General features: G+C 59.3%; 29 protein-coding genes, 1 tRNA gene and 1 pseudogene. 12 read left to right on the plus strand and 19 right to left on the minus strand.

The window, feature by feature from the left end; translation table 11 throughout:
• The first annotated feature begins 446 nt into the window (after positions 1–446).
• From JQ575_RS00005 to JQ575_RS00025, 5 genes are all read left to right on the plus strand, one after another.
• The gene (locus tag JQ575_RS00005) at positions 447–1,448 is read left to right on the plus strand and encodes a TRAP transporter substrate-binding protein (RefSeq protein WP_212031253.1); all 1,002 of its coding nucleotides are present in this window, start codon (positions 447–449) and stop codon (positions 1,446–1,448) included.
• Positions 1,449–1,684: 236 nt separating this feature from the next.
• Positions 1,685–2,260, plus strand: coding sequence for a TRAP transporter small permease (locus tag JQ575_RS00010; protein ID WP_212031254.1), 576 nt, complete (start codon positions 1,685–1,687; stop codon positions 2,258–2,260).
• Positions 2,257–3,582: a TRAP transporter large permease gene (locus JQ575_RS00015; RefSeq protein WP_212031255.1), complete on the plus strand. Its 1,326-nt coding sequence runs from the start codon at positions 2,257–2,259 to the stop codon at positions 3,580–3,582. The genes JQ575_RS00010 and JQ575_RS00015 overlap by 4 nt, the downstream gene beginning before the upstream one ends.
• Before the next feature lie 121 nt (positions 3,583–3,703).
• Positions 3,704–4,297 (plus strand): Spy/CpxP family protein refolding chaperone, encoded by a 594-nt coding sequence (locus tag JQ575_RS00020; protein ID WP_192738761.1) that lies wholly within the window; start codon positions 3,704–3,706, stop codon positions 4,295–4,297.
• A gap of 276 nt (positions 4,298–4,573) precedes the next feature.
• Positions 4,574–4,649: transfer RNA gene (locus JQ575_RS00025), tRNA-Lys, on the plus strand.
• Between the two features lie 56 nt (positions 4,650–4,705).
• On the opposite strand, the gene JQ575_RS00030 is transcribed toward JQ575_RS00025, so the two are convergent.
• From JQ575_RS00030 to JQ575_RS00055, 6 genes are all read right to left on the minus strand, one after another.
• On the minus strand, positions 4,706–5,935 hold the full coding sequence (locus tag JQ575_RS00030) for a hypothetical protein (RefSeq protein ID WP_212031256.1): 1,230 nt from the start codon (positions 5,933–5,935) through the stop codon (positions 4,706–4,708).
• A complete protein-coding gene (locus JQ575_RS00035) occupies positions 5,932–6,147 on the minus strand; it encodes a hypothetical protein (RefSeq protein WP_212031257.1) in 216 nt (71 codons plus the stop codon). Before JQ575_RS00035 ends, JQ575_RS00030 begins: the two co-directional genes overlap by 4 nt.
• 44 nt (positions 6,148–6,191) lie before the next feature.
• A complete protein-coding gene (locus tag JQ575_RS00040) occupies positions 6,192–6,947 on the minus strand; it encodes a DUF3102 domain-containing protein (protein WP_212031258.1) in 756 nt (251 codons plus the stop codon).
• 8 nt (positions 6,948–6,955) lie between these two features.
• Positions 6,956–7,129, minus strand: a complete 174-nt coding sequence (locus JQ575_RS00045; protein ID WP_212031259.1) for a hypothetical protein — start codon at positions 7,127–7,129, stop codon at positions 6,956–6,958.
• A gap of 441 nt (positions 7,130–7,570) precedes the next feature.
• Positions 7,571–7,777 (minus strand): hypothetical protein, encoded by a 207-nt coding sequence (locus tag JQ575_RS00050; RefSeq protein ID WP_212031260.1) that lies wholly within the window; start codon positions 7,775–7,777, stop codon positions 7,571–7,573.
• Positions 7,777–8,235, minus strand: a complete 459-nt coding sequence (locus tag JQ575_RS00055) for a hypothetical protein (RefSeq protein WP_212031261.1) — start codon at positions 8,233–8,235, stop codon at positions 7,777–7,779. Before JQ575_RS00055 ends, JQ575_RS00050 begins: the two co-directional genes overlap by 1 nt.
• Before the next feature lie 235 nt (positions 8,236–8,470).
• Between JQ575_RS00055 and JQ575_RS00060 the strand changes: the two genes are divergently transcribed.
• The 7 genes and pseudogenes from JQ575_RS00060 to JQ575_RS00085 all read left to right on the plus strand — a co-directional run bounded on the left by JQ575_RS00060 (position 8,471) and on the right by JQ575_RS00085 (position 14,016).
• Positions 8,471–8,665, plus strand: coding sequence for a hypothetical protein (locus tag JQ575_RS00060; protein ID WP_212031262.1), 195 nt, complete (start codon positions 8,471–8,473; stop codon positions 8,663–8,665).
• The gene (locus tag JQ575_RS00065) at positions 8,662–8,883 is read left to right on the plus strand and encodes a hypothetical protein (protein WP_212031263.1); all 222 of its coding nucleotides are present in this window, start codon (positions 8,662–8,664) and stop codon (positions 8,881–8,883) included. The genes JQ575_RS00060 and JQ575_RS00065 overlap by 4 nt, the downstream gene beginning before the upstream one ends.
• A gap of 228 nt (positions 8,884–9,111) precedes the next feature.
• A complete protein-coding gene (locus JQ575_RS45575) occupies positions 9,112–9,240 on the plus strand; it encodes a hypothetical protein (protein WP_283842567.1) in 129 nt (42 codons plus the stop codon).
• Between the two features lie 473 nt (positions 9,241–9,713).
• Entirely contained in the window at positions 9,714–9,914 is a 201-nt protein-coding gene (locus JQ575_RS00070) for a hypothetical protein (RefSeq protein ID WP_249166349.1), read from the plus strand.
• A gap of 1,351 nt (positions 9,915–11,265) precedes the next feature.
• Positions 11,266–11,628, plus strand: a complete 363-nt coding sequence (locus JQ575_RS00075; RefSeq protein WP_212031583.1) for a hypothetical protein — start codon at positions 11,266–11,268, stop codon at positions 11,626–11,628.
• 200 nt (positions 11,629–11,828) lie between these two features.
• Positions 11,829–12,698, plus strand: a pseudogene (gene ligD / locus JQ575_RS00080) (non-homologous end-joining DNA ligase); the annotation flags it as partial.
• A 1,132-nt stretch (positions 12,699–13,830) separates the two neighbouring features.
• Positions 13,831–14,016 (plus strand): hypothetical protein, encoded by a 186-nt coding sequence (locus JQ575_RS00085; protein WP_212031264.1) that lies wholly within the window; start codon positions 13,831–13,833, stop codon positions 14,014–14,016.
• Between the two features lie 539 nt (positions 14,017–14,555).
• On the opposite strand, the gene JQ575_RS00090 is transcribed toward JQ575_RS00085, so the two are convergent.
• The 13 genes from JQ575_RS00090 to JQ575_RS00150 form a co-directional block, all read right to left on the minus strand.
• The gene (locus tag JQ575_RS00090) at positions 14,556–14,915 is read right to left on the minus strand and encodes a hypothetical protein (protein ID WP_212031265.1); all 360 of its coding nucleotides are present in this window, start codon (positions 14,913–14,915) and stop codon (positions 14,556–14,558) included.
• The gene (locus tag JQ575_RS00095; RefSeq protein WP_212031266.1) at positions 14,905–15,159 is read right to left on the minus strand and encodes a hypothetical protein; all 255 of its coding nucleotides are present in this window, start codon (positions 15,157–15,159) and stop codon (positions 14,905–14,907) included. The genes JQ575_RS00090 and JQ575_RS00095 overlap by 11 nt, the downstream gene beginning before the upstream one ends.
• Positions 15,160–15,181: 22 nt before the next feature.
• On the minus strand, positions 15,182–15,601 hold the full coding sequence (locus JQ575_RS00100) for a P27 family phage terminase small subunit (RefSeq protein ID WP_312015860.1): 420 nt from the start codon (positions 15,599–15,601) through the stop codon (positions 15,182–15,184).
• 56 nt (positions 15,602–15,657) lie between these two features.
• Positions 15,658–16,119 (minus strand): hypothetical protein, encoded by a 462-nt coding sequence (locus JQ575_RS00105; protein WP_212031267.1) that lies wholly within the window; start codon positions 16,117–16,119, stop codon positions 15,658–15,660.
• 1 nt (position 16,120) lies between these two features.
• Positions 16,121–16,351, minus strand: a complete 231-nt coding sequence (locus tag JQ575_RS00110; protein WP_212031268.1) for a hypothetical protein — start codon at positions 16,349–16,351, stop codon at positions 16,121–16,123.
• A gap of 11 nt (positions 16,352–16,362) precedes the next feature.
• Positions 16,363–17,454 carry a phage major capsid protein gene (locus JQ575_RS00115; protein ID WP_212031269.1) on the minus strand — a complete coding sequence of 364 codons (1,092 nt, stop codon included), beginning with the start codon at positions 17,452–17,454 and terminating at the stop codon, positions 16,363–16,365.
• Positions 17,451–18,062, minus strand: coding sequence for a hypothetical protein (locus tag JQ575_RS00120; RefSeq protein WP_212031270.1), 612 nt, complete (start codon positions 18,060–18,062; stop codon positions 17,451–17,453). The genes JQ575_RS00115 and JQ575_RS00120 overlap by 4 nt, the downstream gene beginning before the upstream one ends.
• 68 nt (positions 18,063–18,130) lie before the next feature.
• Positions 18,131–18,538, minus strand: a complete 408-nt coding sequence (locus tag JQ575_RS00125; RefSeq protein ID WP_212031271.1) for a hypothetical protein — start codon at positions 18,536–18,538, stop codon at positions 18,131–18,133.
• A 649-nt stretch (positions 18,539–19,187) separates the two neighbouring features.
• A complete protein-coding gene (locus JQ575_RS00130; RefSeq protein ID WP_212031272.1) occupies positions 19,188–20,399 on the minus strand; it encodes a virulence-associated E family protein in 1,212 nt (403 codons plus the stop codon).
• Complete coding sequence (locus tag JQ575_RS00135) at positions 20,396–21,262, minus strand: hypothetical protein (protein ID WP_212031273.1); 867 nt, start codon at positions 21,260–21,262, stop codon at positions 20,396–20,398. Before JQ575_RS00135 ends, JQ575_RS00130 begins: the two co-directional genes overlap by 4 nt.
• Positions 21,259–21,447: a hypothetical protein gene (locus JQ575_RS00140; RefSeq protein ID WP_212031274.1), complete on the minus strand. Its 189-nt coding sequence runs from the start codon at positions 21,445–21,447 to the stop codon at positions 21,259–21,261. Before JQ575_RS00140 ends, JQ575_RS00135 begins: the two co-directional genes overlap by 4 nt.
• Complete coding sequence (locus tag JQ575_RS00145; RefSeq protein WP_212031275.1) at positions 21,434–21,634, minus strand: hypothetical protein; 201 nt, start codon at positions 21,632–21,634, stop codon at positions 21,434–21,436. The genes JQ575_RS00140 and JQ575_RS00145 overlap by 14 nt, the downstream gene beginning before the upstream one ends.
• The gene (locus JQ575_RS00150; protein WP_212031276.1) at positions 21,634–21,831 is read right to left on the minus strand and encodes a hypothetical protein; all 198 of its coding nucleotides are present in this window, start codon (positions 21,829–21,831) and stop codon (positions 21,634–21,636) included. Before JQ575_RS00150 ends, JQ575_RS00145 begins: the two co-directional genes overlap by 1 nt.
• Between the last annotated feature and the right edge of the window lie 58 nt (positions 21,832–21,889).

The raw sequence follows: 21,889 nt of genomic DNA on the forward strand, positions 1-21,889 counted from the left end.
ACGGTGGCAATAGAGGCCGTCTCACCGGGGAGATCACGGCATAAGCCGTAAAGCCACTGCGCAGGGAATGTCGGATGTTCTCCGCTGCCCTGTATGCTCATGTGCAGCATTCTTATGCACAATCGCACATGAGACCGCGGGTGCAGCGCGCATCCGGCATTCCCTGCGCCCTCTCGTTTCTTTGGAGGGCAGTTCGGTTGCACAACTCGGGCGCATCGCGCGGCGAGGGTGCGGAACCATGTCCCTGCATTGTGAAGCGGCAAACCGCCTCTTTGGCGAACACCGTGGCTGGACAGGATGTCGCATTTTGCAATGCAGCAAACCTTGAAGACCGGCCCCTGCGAACGGGCAATGGCGTTTTGCCCGGCTTCTCTGTATTGGTTCGGTGGCATACAAGCTTCGGAGCCGGGTGTTCGCGCTCCGCAAAAAATTACGTGGGAGGAAACATGAAGAAATTGATTTTGGCTGCGGCATCGATTGCGGCTTTGGCCCTGGTAGGCCCGGCGTCGGCGCAGTCGCCTATCATCATCAAGTTCAGCCACGTGGTTGCGCCGAACACGCCGAAGGGGCTGGCGACCGAGAAGTTCAAGGAACTCGCCGAGAAGTACACCGCCGGCAAGGTCAAGGTCGAGGTCTACCCGAATTCGCAGCTCTACAAGGACAAGGAAGAGCTGGAAGCGCTGCAGCTCGGCGCCGTGCAGATGCTGGCGCCATCGAACGCCAAGTTCGGCCCGATCGGCGTCAAGGAATTCGAGGTGTTCGATCTGCCGTACATCCTCCCCGACCTGAAGACGCTGCGCAAAGTCACCGACGGGCCGCTCGGCGCAAAGCTTCTCAAGCTGCTCGATTCCAAGGGAATGACCGGGCTCGCCTATTGGGATAACGGCTTCAAGGTGATGACCGCCAACAAGAAGCTGGTCACGCCCGCCGACTACAAGGGCCTCAAGTTCCGCATCCAGTCCTCGAAAGTGCTGGAGGCGCAGATGCGGGCACTGGGCGTGATCCCGCAGGTGATGGCGTTCTCCGAGGTCTATCAGGCGCTGCAGACCGGCGTCGTCGACGGTCAGGAAAATTCCTGGTCGAACATCTACACCCAGAAAATGCACGAAGTGCAGAAGCACATCACCGTCACCAACCACGGCTACATCGGCTATGTCGTGGTCGTGAACAAGAAGTTCTGGGACGGATTGCCGGAAGATATTCGTGGCCAGCTCGACAAGGCCATGAAGGAAGCCACCGCCTACGGCAACGGCCAGTCGCAGAAGGAAAACGACGACGCGTTTGCGGAAGTCAAGAAGTCCGGCAAGAGCGAAATCCTCACCCTGACGCCCGATCAGGACGCCGCCATGCGCAAGGCCATGGAGCCGGTCTACAAGGACGTCGCAAGCCGCGTCGGCCAGCCGCTGATCGACGAATTCCTCAAGGAAACGAGGGGCGCGACCAACTAAGGGTGATTTGAGATGCCGGGAGCTTCTTCAAGCTCCCGGCAGGGGCGAATAGATCGTTCTCCGTCATGGCCGGGCAAAAGGCGCGAAGCGCCGTCTTCGCACCCGATGTCCCGGCCATCCACGCCTTCTCTTGCTGATGCGCTGGCAAGACGTGGATGCCCGGGGCGAGCGGAAGCGACGCCGTCCTTCAGACGGCTAAGGCCGGGCATGACGAGCTTCGATAATTGGGGGAATAGATGTTTCTACGCATCCTCGATCGGCTTGAGGAATGGCTGATCACGTTTCTGATCGCTGCGGCGACAATCATCATTTTTATCGCGGTGGCCCACCGCTACCTCGTGGGCATTCCCCTGTTCTATCCGATCCTGTTTCCGATCAACCTGGCCTGGGCGCAGGAACTCTGCATCATCATGTTCGTGTGGATGGCGAAGTTCGGCGCCGCCTATGGCGTGCGTACCGGCATCCATGTCGGCGTCGACGTGCTGGTCAACAAGCTCGGTCCGGAGAAGCGCAAGATCACCGTCATGTTCAGTCTGCTGTGCGGCGCGCTGTTTACGTTCGTCGTCGGCTCCATGGGTGCGAAATTCGTCTGGGGGCTGTACCACACCGACCAGGTGACCCCCGACATGGAAATGCCGAGCTGGATCATCTATCTCTGCGTTCCGCTCGGCTCCTATCTGATGTGCTTCCGCTTCCTGCAGGTGGCGCGTAATTTCTGGCGCACCGGACATTTGCCGCATCACGATGAAACGCAGGTCGAGGGCATCGAGGTCGATGCTCCCGGCGCCGGCGCTGCGGGGATCACCCGATGAGCGCCCTCATTATCTTCGGCCTGCTGGTCGCGCTGATGCTGACGGGCATGCCGATCTCGATTTCGCTCGGCCTGACCGTGCTGACCTATCTGTTCCTCCTGACCACGGTGCCGATCGAATCGGTGGCGCTCAAACTGTTCACCGGCATCGAGAAGTTCGAGATCATGGCGATCCCGTTCTTCATCCTCGCCGGCAATTTCCTCACCCATGGCGGCGTCGCGCGGCGAATGATCGAATTCGCACGGACCATGATCGGCCATTGGGCCGGCGGCCTCGGCATCGCCGCCACGATGGCCGCAGCGCTGTTTTCCGCGGTGTCGGGATCCTCGCCGGCGACGGTCGTCGCGATCGGATCGATCATGTTGCCGGCGATGTTGTCGGTCGGTTATCCCAAGCGCTTTGCCGCTGGCGTGATCGTCACCGGCGGCGCGCTCGGCAACCTCATTCCGCCCTCGATCATCATGGTGATCTATGCGGTATCGACCAGCGGCGCGGTTTACTTCGGCCCCGCCGGGGAGCGGGTCTCCTCCGCCTCGGTCGGGCAGTTGTTCATGGCCGGCATGGTGCCGGGCGTGATCCTGGCGATCATGCTCTCGGGAACCACCTGGTACCGCGCCTGGAAGAACAACTATCCGAAAGTGCCGAAGGCGACATGGGGCGAGGCCTGGCGTGCCTTTCTGGATTCGATCTGGGGCATTTCGCTGATCGTCGTGGTGCTCGGCGGCATCTATCTGGGCTGGTTCACGCCGACCGAGGCCGCCGCCATGAGTGCGGTGTACGCCTTCCTGATCGAGATGTTCATCTACAAGGACTTGCGGTTCAAGGACGTGCCAAAAGTCCTGCTGGCATCCGCGAACATGAGCGCGATGATCCTCTACATCGTCACCAACGCGGTGCTGTTCTCGTTCCTGATGACGAGCGAGCAGATCCCACAGGCGATGTCGAACTGGATCACCGACAGCGGCATCAACTGGATCACCTTCCTGCTGGTGGTGAACCTGCTGCTGCTACTCGCCGGCAACGTGATGGAGCCGTCGTCGATCGTTCTGATCATGGCGCCGATCCTCTATCCGATCGCGGTCAAGCTGGGCATTCATCCGGTGCATTTCGGTATCATCGTCGTGGTCAACATGGAAATCGGCATGTGCCATCCGCCGGTCGGACTCAATCTCTACGTGGCCTCCGGGATAGCCAAGATGGGCATTACCGAATTGTCGATCGCGGTGCTGCCATGGCTGATCACGCTGCTGGTCTTCCTAGGCCTCATCACCTACATCCCGGAATTGTCGCTGTGGCTGCCGCGTACACTCGGGATGCTCTAGTTCAGGAAGGTTTAGCGGCGCGACATTACATCTTGGTAAGGGAAGGCACTCTTGCCTATCGTTAAGTTGATTGCCGGCAGCGGCCGGCCCATCTTCAGGCAACCTTTCAACGGAGGTCAGCATGAGGAAGTTCACCATCGCCGCGGTCGCGGTGCTCGCCATCGCCGGTTCGACGGCGGTCTATGCCCAGCACCGTCATTGGGGCTACGGGCATATGCGGATGAACCCGGAAGACCGGGCGGCGTTTGCCGACGCGCGGATCGCCTCCGTGCATGCCGGGCTCAAGCTGACCGCCGACCAGGAAAAGCTGTGGCCGGCGGTGGAAACCGCGGTGCGGGAATTCGCCAAACTGCGGATCGATCGCGCCAATGCGCGGATGGATGCGCGGCGGGACGATTCGAGCCCGCAGAAGCCGGATGATCCGGTGGCGCGGCTGCGCGAGCGCGCCGACAACATGGCGACTTCGGCGGCCGCCATGAAGAAAATCGCTGATGCGGCCGATCCGCTCTACAAGACGCTGGATGACGGCCAGAAGCGCCGCCTGGCCGTGCTGACCGGAATGGACCGGTTTCATGGCCGTGGCGAGGGCTGGCGGGAGCGCCGGATGGAGCGTTTTGAGCGGGATCGCGACGATGGCGGCCGGGACCGCGGCTACAACCGCAACCGCTATGACCGGGATGACGGGCCGGACCGAGGGGGCCCGGAGCGGCTCTGAGCACAGGTTTGCCGAGATCAGCCCGGCCAGAGCGTTTTCCAGCGAAGTGGACCCCGGTTCGCGTGAAGAAAACGCGTCAAAACAAGAATCTAGAGCCCCGTTCCGATTCCATCGGAACGGAAAAGGCTCTAGGGGCGGAAGCCGCTGAAATCCAGCGGCTTTTTGCCTTTCCGGGGCCGCGCCAAAGGCCGGGAAAACTCGCTCCAGCTTGCTGGACATCGGGGAATCGCTTTGCTAAACGACGCCCTCTTGCGAAGGCTTTTCCGGACCAAGTCCGGGCGCATAGCTCAGTTGGTAGAGCAGATGACTCTTAATCATCGGGTCCCAGGTTCGAGCCCTGGTGCGCCCACCATCGCATCAATGACTTAGCAGGGGTGCGAGCTGTCATTCTGACAAGCCGTCACCTGCTCATTCTGACAAATTCCCCTTCTTTGTTCTGGCTTCCAGTCGTTTACGTGCACCAATTTGCCGCTGTGCATCGGTCTCTTTCGCGTACCTGAGCAGCGCGGCCGTCGTCTTGTGTCCGCCCAGCGCCCGCATCTGAGCATCGGTCAGTCCAGAGTCACCGCCGTCCGTGTGGCCGCCATGACGGAAGCTCGTGAACGTGATTGCGTCGGGCAGGCCGGCCGTGCGGCAGATCCGGCGCACCTCACCCTGGACGTAGCGCATGGGATTTCGGCCGCCCGTGGTCCACGGCAAGTGAATTTTCTTCCGTGGGTCCGGAGAATCCCGCATCACAATAAGGGTGCCCGTTTTGGCAACAGCGTCTAAGCGCGCCACCATCTCGGGCCACAGCGGCGTTCCGTCGGCATCAAACAACGGCACCGGGACTCTTTCGGTTTTCCGGTTTTTATGATGCCAAACTAAAACATGGTCGGGGGAGTCGGCCGGGCGGTAGTCGGTCCATGCGAAGCGCTGGAAAATATCCTCTTCGCGAGGGAGCCAATAATAGGCGATCATCGCCGCCGTTCCGAGCGAATGCGATCCGTCAGCATCCGCCGCCGCGACAAACGTCTGAAGTTCTTGTTGCGTCGCCGCCCGGTTTTTCTTGGGGTCATATTCGATTTCGAGCCCAATGAATGGATTTGCGCTTGGGACAGTTGTCGGATGGGCTCGGTTAGCAGCCGACCATGCGAGTTTGCAGATAGACATCGAGAGCAGGGCGCTGCGATGGCGAGCTTTGCCCGACGAACCCACCTTTAGCTTTTCGTAAAGGCGCTCAACTGCGCTCGGAGTCACACTCTTAACCGACAGAGATCCGAACCGGCGCCCGTCCGTTAGCCGGTAGTCGGCGACGGAGGCGAGGGCGCGGTCATAGCTGGCGCGCGTTCGCGCGGGTCTCTTAATGTACCGATTTGTATTTTTGTAGCTCGAGATCGCCCAATCGAATGAACCCACGGCGGCTCGCTGTAGAACCTTTTCGTCGCTCGCACCACCCGTGCGCCAGCTATCGAACAGAGGGTTCAGGAACGTATCACAGCGCGCCTTCGCCGCTCCGTAGTCCGGCCCCAGGGCCTCGCTTTTAATTGGACAGCCACGCTTGCGAGCCCAGCTCGGTGCATTCCAATAGTACCTGACGCCGCCCTTCGAGGGCTTCGGTTCCATATAATCGGGCCAGCCCAGCGGTTTACGTTTCATCCGATCAACGCCGTTACATCTTCAGCAATTAGCGAAACGCCGACCTGAAGACCGTGTCTTTGCGCAATCGCGGCATCAAGTTTAAATCGGTGCCACTTCGGCAGCATCCCCTTGCACTTGATCGGCTGCGGGTAATGACCTTTTGCAACTTTCGCTAAAAAGGCATCCGTGCTTGGCTCGCCGCAGTATCCCGCGGCGATATCAGCCGTCATTTCGAGTGGCCAAGAGCCGAGCGGGATTGTTACGGCGCGGGACATCAGCCGACAGCCCTCTTCAATTTGACTGGCTTCGCCTGCTCGAATTTCTCCAAGACTTGACACCACACAGACGCAGTTGCCCTGGCGGCTTCGAGAACCTTATCGTTCACCGGCCCGTCATATTCGGCCAGAAACCACTTGGCCAAGCCTAACGCAGTATCGGAATGTAACAAAACCCCATTCATTTTTTCCGTAGGAGTGGACTCCGCTTGTTCGTCGTCGCCCTCGCCATCTTCTTCAAAGTCTACGAACGGATTCTGTACCCCCAGCTTCTTCTGCTTGATTGTTTCGGCCCGGCGCTTAGCGGCGCGCAGCCTTTTGGCAGCCTGCTGTCTTTCGAACTTCGCCTTATCCAGGGCAACGGCTACGCAATCGTCCGAAATAACATCGCCCTTAGCCGCGCGCTGAAGCGCAGCCTCAACGATTGAGGGCGGGGTACTCTTCTTGGCGAGGCGGTAAACAGTGGTCGGGCTCAAATTCGCAACGGTTGCGATTTTGTCGCCGAACCGTTCCGCCACGCGCATGTAGTTCTCGGCCGAACTCAGGCTGAAGCCACACTCGGCACCGAATTTGCCATGATCGAGTTGCGCCTTGACCTCGATCAACGAGCGGCCCACCTCAATGATGGTGGGGACCGTGGCCTTCAGAAGCTTGCGGATGCGCCCTGCCTCTGCCCGCAGTGCCGCGGCCTTGACCGCCGGCACGCCGTCGTAATCGAAGCTGAAGACGTTGATCTGCGGCGGGGCGGGTGACATCAGCCAGCCTACGCTTTCTCGCCCAGGCGAAAATGCTCGATGACCGGCATCAAGCCCGCAACATGCCATCTGCCCTTGATGCGTTCGGCGGGGATCGAGCCGTTCAGCACGGCGGCATACACCTGCCGATAGCTAGGGGTGGCCGACTTGTCTTTGACGATGCCACGGATCGCGATCGGCACGTCGCTAATCGGAACAGGATTACAATCAATCATGGATGCGTCCTCTTGTTAGCGTCGAAATGGATCAAGCCACCGGCGAAGCGTTGAGTGAGACAGTGTGAAGGCAACAATGGCGAAGCAAGGGCAAACCAGTTACTCGCCAGCGCCGAAGCACTTACGAGAGAGAGTGCGCCAGACTGACTCCATCACGCAATGTCAGTTCCACTATGCTCCTTGACCTACCCCTTGATATTCACAGCCCCCGCGGGGGACCGCAAGGTGGCGCGGATGGAGCCTAAGTGCGGAGGAGTCGGCACGCTTCCTACGTTTAGGCACACCCCAAAACACTCGCGCCGTACGAAGATAATACCAGATGGTTGGGGGTATGGATGTCATCACGATATAGCGAGAAGATTGCTCCCGCCGGGCGTGAACCGGCGGGCGTCACGACTTCAATTCGGGCTATTCGTCTCTGCAGATGTCCTCTTGCAGTGCCTTAACTCTGCGAGCCACATCCAGCGTTGCGAAGACTAATAGGTTGGCGTCTTCGGCCGGGATTTGGAATGGTTTGCCTTCCCCGGCGCCGAGTAGGTTTTGCGTCGATCGGATCTGGAATTCCACCATTATCCCGATGTCATGCAGCGCGCTGTCAATATCGTTGGCATCCATCAGACCGCGCTCCCCTGACTGCCGATCATGCCCGGCAGAACCTGTGCGATATTCTCGATCAGGAGATGGTGCCACGCACCGCTCCGATCGCCCGCCACAAGGTCTCGCGGCCACGTCTCCCCGTCCGTGTCGGCTTCGACAGCGTATTGCAGAAGCGCAATCAGGCCGGCGACAGTCGTGGGCAGCACGGTCACGAGTTCGGCAGCCGCCACGCCCTCGGCATCCCACAGGTCGTGCATTGCGCGCTCAGAGGCTATCCAGCGCGGATCGTCGTCGAAAATGATCAGCTCTTCCCACACATTAACATTCGAGTAGCGCTTCTCGGGCGGCAGTTCTTTTTCCAACTCGGTATGTGTATCGTTTTCGGCAATCACGGCGCGGAATGCAGCCTTGTGGGCTTCAATGGCCGCTAGGATCGGGTCAGGGCCGCTCTGACTCGCAATAGCCGGGACGGCCACAGCGGGCCCCGATCAGAACGGCGCTACCAGCGGCGACGCCTGCGGCCTGGGATAGGAAGCGACGGCGAGACGGTGCTTCCTCAAGTTGGTTCTGGGATATGGTCGTGTTTGTGGGTGGCGTGCTAAGCACGCGGTCAGCCTGGGTCATGCGGAATGGGCCCTTCATGGTTCGGGTTAGGGCCGGCACGGAAGTTACCGCTTCCGTCCGGCCTGTTTTTCGTGTACACGAATAATCATGACTAAGCAAACAAAAACTGTACACAAAAAATCCAGAGGACGGCCCGCTGGTAAGACCTACAGCGAGACAATCCCCGCTCGGCTTGAGCCCGTCACGGTTGCCAGCCTTGATGCCTGGGCAGTCGCCAATGATGTGTCTCGTTCCGAAGCCATCCGCCGGCTGGTCGAGATCGGGCTGAGGTCGAAGAAGTGACCATCAGCGCGCCTTGGTCGAAAGAAGAGGATCAACGCCTCCGCGATTTAGCGCATTCAGGCTTAGGAAGCGAAGACATTGCCACTCGCATGAAGCGATCAAGATCGGCGATACGCGCAAATGCTGAAAGGCTGGATATCACCATTGCCTGTGGTCGAAATGAGAAGGTCACGGTCCGCCGGCTTGTAGAACTGGGGCTGAAGGCGAAGGGGAAATGAGCCGCCGGAGTCGGCCTTGGACACCGGAAGACGAAAAGCTGCTTCGCGAACTTGTGGAAGGCGGCGCGTCCGTAACGCTGGTTGCCGCCAAGTTAAACAGAACCATTACCGCAATTCAGGTGCGGGCTAAGTTGATGAGATTGCCCTTCAGGAAGATAAGGCTGACGGCGAAGCCCAGGTCCTGATTTTTGTTTAAGAATCCCATCCCGTTTTTAGAGGGAGTCGCGCATGAAGGCGATCGGCGTCGCGGCAATCTTGGTTTCCTTCCTCGCGATGGTTTACTTCGTTTTCGATTATTACCAGCGCGGCCAGAACCAGATCGGCCAGACGCGGGGAACAACAGCGGACACGCGGTGATGCAGCATCTCAGTTTGACCGAATGGAAGGTGGTGGCTCACCTACCTGTGCCGGCTGGCCCTGGTATGCTCGATCGGGTACGGGGCCATGGTTGGATAGAACTTCGCGGAATGAAACCGCGAACCGAGATCTGTTTGACCGAGTTGGGACGGGCAGCCATGCGCGCCCCTGTTGTACTGAAGGCGAAGGCGAAATGACAGACCCCACCCGATTTCGCGGAACGGGCCGCTGTTCGTCAAGGGGGCCGAAGAATCCCCCGTCGAGTATGAAATTACCCTCTTTGAGGTTGACACCATTCTACGCGCGGAAGGTTGGGTCGAAGCCGGTCCTGCCGTTTTGACATATGCGCAAAGTGCGAGCGGAGCTCAGCTCAGATTGAGCGATGGGCGAGTTGTCGATGTCAGCATCGGAGGCTTTATCGTGAAAGGCAGCCCTAGCCGGGCTGAGTTGATTGTCCACGGCGGCTTGTAGAGATGGCTGAAGGCGAAGAAGTGATGAAGCGAAAGATAACAACAGCGGCAGAGCGGGAGGCCGAAAAGGCCTTCAAGAAGGTCGAGATAAAAACGGCAACGAGCGAGCATAAGAAGGCAATGAAGTCCTTCGATGAAAATCGGGAGCGGCTAAAGGCCGAGCGGATAGCGCGCGAAGCGGGGATGAAGGCGAAGGGGAGATAAATAGATTTGCTTTCGTCGATCGCCTTGCCGCATTGGCTAATGATCGCGGGAGCTGTTTTAGTGGCGATCGGCTTCCTTGGTCTCGTCTTTGTCCGGAACAGACAAGCCGCGAATAATCCTGATTCAGAATCTACGGCATCGATAGACCCGGCCCCACCTAAAAAACGGAGGTTAGCAATACCGGAGGCGAAACCGTCATTCACAATCGAAAAAGACAAAATCGGCCTTGGAGAATGCATAATTGCGCTGTGGACGGATGGCCGGCGAGAGGTAGTGACCGGCTTTGGCACGGAAATCGACGCACAAAACTGGATTGAACAAGATTCCGCCCGGTGCTGGAGGGTCTGCATCGCAAGGATCCGAAATGATAACACGGCGGGCGCCATACAAGACGCGCCGTTGGACGGAAACCGAACTGGCTGCACTACGGTCAATGGCTCAGGCCGGAAAGGACGCCCGCAGCATCGGCAAAGAACTTCGGAGGTCTTTTATGGGCGTTCAAGCTAAGGCGAAGAGACTGAACCTTGTCTTGCCGCGCATGAGGGCATGATCGTGGGCCCCTTTCGGGAAAATGACATCATGATCGCGACGATAGCCGGCTTGTTAGCCTGGATGATCACGCTTGCTATACGTACCGCTTTTGGCGGTTGACCCCCACCCACGACAATCTTGTACTTCAGTGGTCCCCAAGAGCTGATAATTTGCGCCTAGGTGCCCGCACTGGCGGTTCAAATAGGCCACTAACGGAAACAGCGCCCCCAAGCGGAATAATGCTTGGTGGCGCTGCTCCTGAGCTGGAAATTGCAATACCCAGCCGAGAAGATACCTGCGGCGAGGGATAAGGTTGCTAAAAAACATGCTTTGAATTTCGGGAACAAGTGGCAATGACCGGCGTTGATGGTTTGTCTGAAAGGACATTTGGACGCGGATAACTAACCGGCTTCAGCGCTCGCCCCCTACCCCCAAAGGCGCTGAGGCCGTTTTTTTTGCGATCACTCATTCCAGCAATAAACTTCGTCATGTACGCCGTTAGGGATCTTGGCGCTTTTTAGCAGCCTCTAGACCGACGCGGTGGCCTTCGTGGGACGGGCGTTGCCTTGCCTTGAGAATGTATAGCCTTCCTTCCACTGCCCCAGCGGAGCGCTTCAGGGCTGCGGAGATTGACACTGCGGATCGGCCGGCGCCTCTTAACTCGATCAACCGCCGATCGTCTTCCTCCAAGGCGTGTTTTTTTTCCGCGTCATAAGTCCAAAATGCTAACCGGCCAGAATTTGTTCCCCATCTGCTGCCGGCAGGAACGAATCTGCGCGCGCCCGCTTGAATCCCGGTTCTGTTGCGTGGAGTTGTTTTGATGCGTAGGTCCAATTGGACGCCGTCGATCGTACCCGACGATCAAGATCAGACTATCTATCTGGTCGCCAATGACTTCGGCAAAATTGGCCGCGCCTGGGTCGAAGCCGACTATGAGGCGACCGATCTTGAAACGGTCATCCAGGACCTGCTCACCGGCCAATACAGCAACCCGATACGTATCGTCGCATTCAACACCGCCGAGCGTTGGTCTGAAGACGTTTCCGAAGATGTCGCTCGCGAGCTGCGCCGACGCTGCGATTTGCAGATGCGAGACATTCCCTTGCCCTTGCAGGATTTTACGGACCGCTACGAGGGCCGGTACCGCGACGTGCAGTTGCCGCTGCCGATGCGTTTGGTGTGATACTAAGTTTGGAGGCTTGATGCTAACCGACCGGCAAATCGCGGTTTTGCGCAATATCGGGCCAGCTTCGTCATTTAATCAGGCGAAGAAGGCAGAGGTCATGGACCTACTCGCACGCGGATGTATCGAAAGAGATGGGGATCTTTTCAAGCTCACAGCAATGGGTTTGAAGGAGCTGCTCGATCGACGGCGGGATTGAAATGGCCCCGCGCAAAAAGCCGGAGGCGACCGGCACCAAGGCGCCGTTTCCCTTGAAGCCTGCATTAGCAACCACGATCGCACGGGTGCCATCGGGCGAGCGATGGCTTCACGAGATAAAATTTGACGGCTACCGCGTTCAGGTCCATCTCGCCAATGAGGCGGTGAAGGTTTTCACCCGCCGCGGCAATGACTGGACCAAACGATTCCAGAAAATCGCAAATGACGCCTGGTACATCAGCGCTGGCTCCGCAATCATCGACGGCGAAGTCGCCGTTCCGGCCGCCGACGGCACAACGGATTTTTCGGTCCTGCAAAACGAACTGAGAGGCAAGTCGACCCGCACCGTGCTGGTCGCCTTCGACCTGCTCTATCTCAACGGCTACGACCTGCGCAAGCTGCCGTTGGTCGAGCGCAAGACGCACCTTAAAAAGCTGATTGCCGCGACGGACATCCAGTTCAGCGAAAGCTTTGAGACCGACGGCCGCGAGATCTACAAGCACGCCTGCAAGGTCGGGCTGGAAGGCGTAGTCTCCAAGGTGCGCGACAGCGTCTATGCGTCGGGCCGCGGCAACAACTGGGTCAAGAAAACCTGCGCCCAGCGCGAGACGCTGACGATTGCCGGCTTTGCACTCGACGGCAAAGATTGGGACGGCATCTATCTAGGTCGCCGCAAAGGCAGCGACCTTGTCTACGCCGGCAAGGTCGACCATGGCTTTGACAAGACGTCTGTCGCCGAGCTGCGCAAACGATTGACGCCGCTGATCCGCAAAACCCAGCCATACGCGAAGCGCATTACGCACAAGGGCATCTGGGTTGAGCCCGAGCTGCTCGCCGAGGTCGAGTACCGGGCCAAGTCTGCCGAGGGACAGGCAGGAACGTTTTGCTGCTGTCTCGTTTATCGAGTGGAAAGATCGCGTCGCAACAGGGCTTCACGCTCCGAGCGAGCGTCAAGGTCCCATCCTGATTGGGAGGATGCAATGCTCGAACCCCCGCCATCCCGCTTCCTAGTCAGACGGGATCGTGCCGAAACAAGCTGGATGGTCTGGGACCGTAAGTTGAAGCGGCCTGCCCGATTTGAGGATGAAGAATTGGTGGGGTTATCGCTCTCCGCCGCCGAGCATCTCAGGGACACCCTAAACGCCGCTAAACGGTCCCCAGCGCCTAAGGGGCCGAGCGCCGAGACCGTTTAAGTATTTGTACCGGGAACAAGCGGCAACTCTTCCGAGTTAAGGCGAAACACCTGCTGTTAGGTTTTCGGTTGGCGCTCACCGGTCCGCCACCGGGAGCGCTTTGGTTGGAGAATTATCTCTGACCGGCCCCCGTCCCGCGCTAGCCGCCGGGCGGGGGTTCTTTGTACTCTATTCCCTCTGCGGTTGGTCACGCGCACAAAGGCATCTGGGTTGAGCCCGAATTACTCGCCGAGATCGAGTACCCGGGCCAAGTCCGCCGAGGGTAAAGTGCGGCACCCGTTTTCTTCAAGGGCTTGCGGGAGGATTCATAGCCGCGTCGGCGAGTTCAATCCCGAGCGCTCGTTCCGGAGGAACGTTTCCCTGGTGCTGCTTGTTGAACGTCAGGGGCGTTTGGAGCAACAATGCAGGAAGAGTGTAATTCTAGTCCGGATCTGGGACTGGGTACGACTGTGCTAGCGGTAATGGGTGCAACTGCGTTGGTGGCTGTTCTCTTTCTATTATCACCATGGAACGTCTCCCACATCGCGTCGCAGACAAGTCCGCCTACCATGTACGTGGCTGCACCAATCCAATAGATGAACAAGAGAGCGGCGCACAAAAGGCCCACACTAGCGCCGATCGGCACCACGGCCGCCGCTTCGGACAGGAAGTCCCGCTGCACATCTTGGCAGCGCTCGTTAACGGTGGCCTGATTTGATTTCAGCCGCCCTCTCGGCCTGTTCCCTAGGGAACAGCGCCACGAGAACTTATCCGTCAATGTCGCAATCAGCCGAGGCAATGGTGCATCGGAGAAGGGAACTAGGAGAGCGACATGAAACCGGATTATCAGATTGAGGCAACCGAAATGGCGGGCGAGCAGCTTGACGCTGTAAGCGGCGGCGCCGGTGTCATTACAGGCCTCGGGGTGCGGACAGAACAGCGGATCGCATTGCAGCAACAGCTTACCGCAGCGTATGCCCGCAACAATCCATACGACTACTACGGCTATTTTGGCTGACAGTTTGCGTTTTAAGATGCTTGGAGGCCGCCCCGCTGGCGGCCTCTTTCGATGTTCTACGCTCAGCGAGGCCGTGAGGCGAGAGACAGAAGAGGATTGGATCTAGAGTGCCGCTTGGGGGCGGCTTTCGCGCGCCGCTAATTTTTCGCCCTTGTAGGCGGCGAATGGATTGAATTCTTCAAGCTCCATAAAGGGCTGGCGAGCCGGCGTCGGGACCATTGCCTGCGGATCATGATCTGGTTTCGGTCTGGCGCACATGCTTAGGACCTCGGGAACGCGGCGGCCGGCGGAGTAAAGCCGCCATCGCTGGCGTACCGCGCAACACCCTTCGATCTGGTTTGCCAGAGCAATATAAATTCCTCACGTTGCATTCCGCTGACATGATGTCGCGGGCCGAAACTCGGAGCGGCGTTTGGCATTCTTGATCGTCGCGCCCGAGCTGGAAGGAACCCCCTGCTTGGGCTGCGACGGGGCCGCCGGTGCCTGACCCGGCGGCCCCACCGTCTCTGCGCCTGTACGTCCGACGCGCAAAGCACTCATCACTTCGATTTACTCCGCTTCATTGCGAGGATTTCACGCCGGATCGCCCACGCCTTTCGCCAGTATTCTGATTGCAACGCATTGTGCCGCAGATAGTCGGGTGGCTCTGCACGGTCGGCATTGAGAGGCGATGTTTCCCAGGGCTTCGTGCCAACCAGGCGACCAAGCTCGCGGCTGAGGTCGAGATATTTCTCGCACTCGGCGCAGTGTTGGTTGACCGCCGTCGAACGGCAGGTGCCGTTATCCCTGTTGCAGCCATGATACGTGGCCTGCCGCTGGATGGCTTCAGCGAAGATGATGCGCGCCTCGTCTGTGACCTGCGCTGCGCGAGCCTTGGGCTTTCTCAACTTAACGGGCATCGATGTATCCCTCCGGGTATCCGAACTGCTCGATAGCCCAGGGCACATCAGCCTTGCCCGGTCCCTTGTGCGCCCCGGCTTCCAACCAACTCCGGCCCAATCGTAGCCACGCTTCCGGCGCCGCTGCTCGCGCGGCTCTATCTGCGTCACCGCCCGGAAAGCCGAAGGGCTCTAGCTCACCAAAAAAATCATATCCGCAGGAGAACACTTCGCCCCACGCCGCAACTTCGGCCGCGTCGCCCAAGCGGCGCTTTCCTTGCCTGCGCTTAACCGGCATACCCGCCCCGTCGGTTCGAACGCAATGAGGCCGGGCCGGTGCGCGTGCTGGTCGGCGGCTCTACATCAAGATCCAGCTCACGGATCAAACGCGCGAATGCGATCCGGCTGTCCCTCTCAATGGCTGCGGCGGGGTGTGGACGCATTCCACCCTCCCGCCCCTCGATCACTAGGCCATCCCGAGCAAGCAATTCCCTGGCCTGCTGAAGCCGATCCCAGCACTCTCCAGCGGCCTGCAGAAGCCGCAAATGATGGGCCTCAAGTTCGTAGTCGCGCACGACCAAGCGCCACCAAACGCGCGTGGAATCACTGAGATGGGCCGGTGCTTTTGGGGATTTTGCTTTCAAAATCAGTCCTTCAATGGCGAGTTTTTCAACGGGGGCAACACGTTTGCTAACGAATGTACCCACGCGGTTTTTTTCCCTTACCTAGGCAACAAATCACCCGCCCCTGGGGGGCCATGCCCTTACCCCTCAGCCAGCGTCATCGCGTTGGCCTTGGCTGCCGTCGTGGGTGAGCCGCCCGACATGGCAAGGTTGGCAATGGCTGTGATTACCTGCGTGGTCTGGGGACTGTAGACGACCTGCAGGTATCGCTTTCTAGCCCTGCAATCTACGTTGAACTTATAACTGTTCTGCAGCACTGCGGTCGCAGCAGTGTTAGCATTGGGGATGGTGAAGTCAGTGCCGCCGACGAAACCGGAAATGTTGGCCATGCTGGTCGCGTCGGTGGTTTCACCCTCCTGAAGCTTGAGTACGGTGGGTTTGTTCGAAACAACATCCGCAGTGCTGGCCATCACATCGAGAGTTAGCCAACGCGCCTGACCACAGCCGGGAACGAACGTGTCAATGATACCCGATGCTGTTGCGCCTGCGGTCTTTGAGACCGCGTTGATTACAACGCGCGATACAAGGTTTTGGTAGCTCATTTTAGGCAAACACTTTCTGCTGTTTGAAATATTCGGAAAGCGGTCCGGACCACACTGCGTAGCTGACCGCCTGGTATTCTGACTCTGCGACCGGCAACCCCGCAGCGTTCCGCCGTTCTATGTCATCCATCAGCGCCCTGATTTCAGGGGATACGACAGCGTAGCCAGCTCGGGCGAGACGATCCTCGGCCCAGTCCGCCAACGTGTTGAATGCCTGGTCCGGGATCATCATGGCCGCGCTCCTTAAGCCGTCCCCACCAGCCCGACAATCGGGCCCGCCGTGGTGTTGTCGCCGAGGTCATGGCAAACGATGTCAACGCGCTCGGTGCCGCGCCAAGCGATCTGATCTTGATCGAGATATCGTCCCGTCGATCGATGCACGACGACGCCTCGTCGTTCGCCCAACATCGCAGCCATCGAGAGGTCGCCGAAGAGAAGCATGACCTGGTTCGTGAGGCTGGTCGTCACCTGCGGCAGAACCTGCGTAATTTGTACTGGGAATCCCAGGAAGGTAGGCACCAAGCGCCCGCCGACGTTCTGCATAATGATGCCGCCGGCAGTACCGGCTAGCCGGCAAAGGACCGTGGCAAAGCCCATCTGGGAGCAGAACCACCTCGCGCCAGGGAGGGCGAAGGCGGGCAACTTTCCGATCAGATTTGCCAGGTCAGCGTTGTCGATCTCTGCAAAAGTGTCATGACCGGAAGCTGCGGAAACTTTGCCGGCGTTGTGATTGCCGTCGATAAGGATCTGCGTGATTCCACGAATGCCGCCGTAAGTACCGGACCCGTCACCGTTGAAGCCGCAGTCGTCTTCCTTGGAGGCGAACGCGTACGACATTTCCACCGCGAACCATTCACCCCAATCGATCAGCGCGTCTTCATCCAGCTCCGACGAACTCCGAGCAAGGAGCGCCAGTTTCTTTGCCGTAAGGGCTACATTGTCCCAAGAGTTCTGGCTCTCCGACAGCGTGGCTGCCTCGGCAGCAAAAACAGCAGTCAGGCCGCCGGTGCGGCGGGGCATCGTGCCGGTATCGCTCGTCATCGGTGCGATACCGGCACATGCCCGGAAAGCGCCCCGCAATTCACGTTGCGCGATAATAACGCGCATCAAAGGGTTCGGAACCAGAAACCCACCAGCGACGTTCAGGCTCTCGGTCTCTGCCTTCACGATTGGCATGCCGCGCTCTTCGGCAAATCTTGCACAGCGTTCGTTACCGCTGATGCCCAACAGCCACGCGCCTGCTAGAGCGGCGCCCTTTTCGTCGCCCCTGAATGCCGTAAGCCGGCCGTAGGGCATCCAGCGGTTAAAAACGGAATTCTCAGTGTGGGCGTTCATGCTTCAATGTCCTTTTCGGTGATGATGTTCTGCTTCAGGCACTCGGCCAAATATTTCTTCGGCCATGCGTTCAGCTGCGTATTGGGATTGGCCAGCCCGAACAGCCGCTGGCTCCAGCCGTCCATGGGGTGCGGCGTCCCGCTTCCTTCGCGGATAAGCTTGAGCCTCATCTGCTCCAGTTCTCCGTTGATCTGGAAAAGCTTCAGGAGCACCAGCGCGCGGTCACGGTGGAGAGCGCGAATTTCGTCGTCGTGCTTCGCAAGCAATTCGCGGCCGAGGTCCTGGCGCGCCGTAAACGACTGCTGCTCGGCCAGCTCGATTGCGCGCCTGAGCTCTTTGACTTTGCGCCGCGCAAGAAACAGCTCAATGCCAGGCTTTTTTTCTGTCGAAGCCAAAACGTAGGCTGCACCATTGAGGCGCGCGTGCGCAGCTGCATCAACATCATAGGAAAAATCATCCGGATTGATTTCGACCACGCCGGACCGCTCACGCGGCACGATCTGGTTATCGATGGTCTCTCGCAGCTCGGCGTTCCAGCCGCTGATCTTCGCGCCGATCGCCCGGATTTTCTCCGCTGCGTTTGATTCTGAGGTCTGCTGTTTTCTCATCATGCTTCTCAAGGTAGGGCCTCCATTTGGCCAGTTACACCGTCCAACTTGGCCAACTCGAATTGGAATTAGGCGGCGTCCTTTAACCGTCTGCGGAGCGTGCGTACCGCCGGGACCCGCCAGCGGGATTCGGACAAGATCAAGAAGAGGCAGGCATGATCCCCGCTGGGCGGAGTGCCATCTTCCCTCGCTCGTTCGAATTCGTTTGAGGCGGCATATCGCAGCAAAGCGCCCCGAAGCGCCCGCGCGTCCTCGCTGCAGTTGCCGCTGAGCTTGGCGTTTTCTGTAGTACGTCGCCGCCGCAGAACCTGCCGCGCCTCAACGCGCCAGCGACCGACGACGCCAGCTCCGTTCGTTTCGAGCGAGCCGCCCGCCACCACGGTGTCAACCATCGCCGCCGCGAATTCCGAGAGCACGCCGCCCGCTGCAATGCAGGCGTCGTAGATTTCGAAATAGCGATCGACGGCCTTGGTCATGCGGGCGCGAAGCCCCCGAATAGGAACTTTAAGGTCCAGCCGTCTTTAAGCCTCATTGACGCTAGAGGACCAACCGATGCCGAGAGCACCTTTAGAGCGCGCCCAAAAGGCGATCGCCGTAATAAGGGATCATAGCGACCTACCGCCGGAGGCCGCACAGGCGCTGGAAGAACTCGTGGCCGCCGTGCAAGCCGTTGAGGACCGCCTTGCCGATCTCGAACGCCAGGTTCGCTCCGGGCACCTGGAGCATTCCGCCGCTCGCTGATGTTGCCGGGGCCGAACCGCATTGGCCAGGCCAGAACATTAATGTGGTTTTGCGGATGATTTTGGAACGCTCCGGTCCCGCCCTTTGAAAGCGCCAGCGATATTGCCCGCCATGCCACCCTCCTTTGCTCGCGACCCGGAGCGGCTAGCCGGCCCTTTGAATACAGATGCCATCGGCAGGAAATAATCTCCCCGTGACTACCCGAGGAGTTTTGGCCCCTTTTACCGGCTAGAGAAGGTCGATACCCTCCCGGCGGGCACGTATCCGCATGGCGACGACCACAGCGGACACAGCGGACCACAGCGCTGTTTTCTATAAGAACCCTACTGGTGACCAACCCTCTAATAGGAAAGACCGCTGTGGTGCGCTGTGCGCTGTGGTGCCTCATGCCCGAACCCACCATCGCTTGCCCTGCCAGTCGGTCTTGCCGTCGGCGCGTTCACGACGCCAGCCGAGGCGCTCCAGTGCGGCGGCTATGCGGTTCTGATCGGCCTTGCTGACCTTGGCCGCTTCGATGAACAGCGCATCCTTCGCCACCTCGCCGACCAGGACCTTGGTCTTGCTCTTCAGGTATTCGCCGATTGTCTCTTCCCAGGTATCGGCCTCGTAACGCGCCTCTTGTTCCGGCCTAATGTGCTGCCGCTCGAAGTCGCGATCGGGCCACCAGACCGCGCCCTCGTGGAGGAGGTGGACGGCCTCGGCGAACAACTGCTCCCGATCTTCAATGAGGCTTTCGATATTGATGTTGCCAACCTTGACAGGCCAGAAGCGCCGGCCGCCCGTTTCGTCGCGCAGATAGGTGTCCTTGTTTGTTGTTCCGATGAATACGCATTGGCGGGGCTCCACAGCCTCAAAGCGGCCAAAGCTGGGGCGGTATCGCTCTATCTGGCGAGTGATGAACGCCTTGAGCTGAGCCGACTCGGCGCGGTTCATCGCGTGCATTTCGCTGATTTCGATCAGCCATTTTCCGCGAAGGTGCTGCGAAACGTCCTTGCCCTCGCCGACTTCGGGAAGGTTGTCGGAAAAGTAGTCGCCGCCGAGCGCGGCGCATGCCGACGATTTCAGCCCACCCTGCGGCCCTTCCAGCACCAGCATGTAATCAACCTTGCATCCCGGATCGAATATCCGCGCGACAAGGGAAATCAGGAACATTTGGCCGATTGCCTGGCTGTAGGGCGTCATCTCGGCGCCCAGCTTCGTGGTCAGCCAGACATTGACGCGCCGGTTTCCGTCCCATGTCAGGCTTTGCAGCCACTCTCGGACAGGGTGGAATGCTCTTTCCTTTGCGCGAGCGCTTAGTGCGTCTCTGACAGTGTCGCGCCCTATCCGATTGAGACCCGCCTTTTGAAGGAACTCGGTCAGCACAACCACGTCCTCGTCTGCGATGGGGCGACATTCAAATGGCGCCATCGGAGAACCGACCTCATGCATCAGCAGCGCGGTCCTCATCATCTCGTCATAGGCGAACGCGTCGCGAATATCCGGATCTCGGCGCAGGGCAACCAGTGCGTTGGCGACGATCGGCAGCGGCTTGCCGTTCTCGTTGATGCACTGGGCGAGCCAGGATTCTTTGTGAGGGAATGTGGCTACGTTCATACCATCCCTCCTACCAAGCGCTTGATGATGTCGCGCTCGCTCGCCTTGGCCGCCTTCAGGATCTCAAACTGGCGCTGTGGCAGGTGACGCTCAATTGCGGACTGGACAAGCGTGCGCAAGCGATCGGGAGGTATTGCATCCAGCTCGACGGATATGTCGCCGAAGTTCTTGGATCTGGTGTCGCTCTGCTTCGTTGGACGAGTCGGCAGGTTCCAGTTCATGATCTGAGCCGGCGTCACTGCGACGCGTTCGAAATGGATTTCCGCGTCCGGCGCCATCTCCCGCAACGTCTGCTCGATCTTCTCGCCCGCGTTGACGCCGGAGGGATCGAAGTCGCCGAAGTGGTAGATGTAAGTCGGCACGTCCAACGAGCCGATGTATTCGGCGGCACCATGAAGGAACGACAGGCTGGCGTAGCCGCGCGCGACCATCAACGGTACGTCGTACAGGTACGTCACCGGGGATATCACGCCGGCCAAGGCGTCCTTCTCCAGCCAGACCTCGACGTAACAGTCGGCGTCGGCCCAGAGTGACTTCCGATAGAATCTCGCGGTATCCTGCAGGGCCTGCTCGACGCTGTCGAAGGTGTTCGGCCTGCGCTGCCAGCGGGTATTGTCGGCGAGCCAGGAATACGGCAGGTCGCCGGACCTGCGCATCTGAACCAGGTCGGTCTGCACCTTGGTGTAGCCGGCCTCCGTCTTGTCCACGATGTCCTGCACCGTGGCCTGGTAAAAGACCTGCCGCACCGTCATTGGTTGCTGTGCCGCGACGATCTTCAGCAGGGCGGCACGGCGTTCATCGACCTGAGCCCTGGTTGATCGATTACGTTTTATGGGGCTAGCCTGATAAGCGTCGACGCTCATGGTGCACCGACCGCATAGCAAAGGCGCGCGATGGTAACGGCGCTGGCGAAGCTGACGGCATAAAGGCGACAGATCCGGCTTGCTTGAAGTGCATCGCGCTCTGTGGCATTATCGGCAGCGTTGAAATCGGTTTGCGAAGTTGCCCCGCCCTGGCCGGCGGGGTTTCGCATTTCAGGGGGTGACATGCGGCACCTCCCGAACGATCCGGAAGCGCCTAAACTTGCCACCGACTATCTCGATCGGCGCGGGCTTCTCGCCCCTGGCGACCAGCATTGCGAAGGCGATGGTGGGGAACGGGCCGGCAACGGTGTCGCCGATGACCACGTCGAACATGTTATCATCGCGGGGGATGACGTCCAGGTGGCCGCGCATTAGGCCACCTCGGCGGTTTCGCAGGATTTACGCCACTCGGCTGCCGCCTCATACGAGATCAGCGTCCTGGTACCAACCGACATCGTGCGCGGCGCTTTACCGTCAGCGCGAAGCTTGTAGAACATCGCGCGCGAGATGACATGCGCTGAGCAGAATTCGTCTACCGAGTAGCAAGCCTTGCCTTGAATTGTGTCCACTTCAAAACCTCCGCATTCATGTTGATGCGGATGGACATAAGGCTGACGATGTTGCTTA

Source organism: Bradyrhizobium sp. JYMT SZCCT0428 (assembly GCF_018131075.1).
Classification (GTDB): domain Bacteria; phylum Pseudomonadota; class Alphaproteobacteria; order Rhizobiales; family Xanthobacteraceae; genus Bradyrhizobium.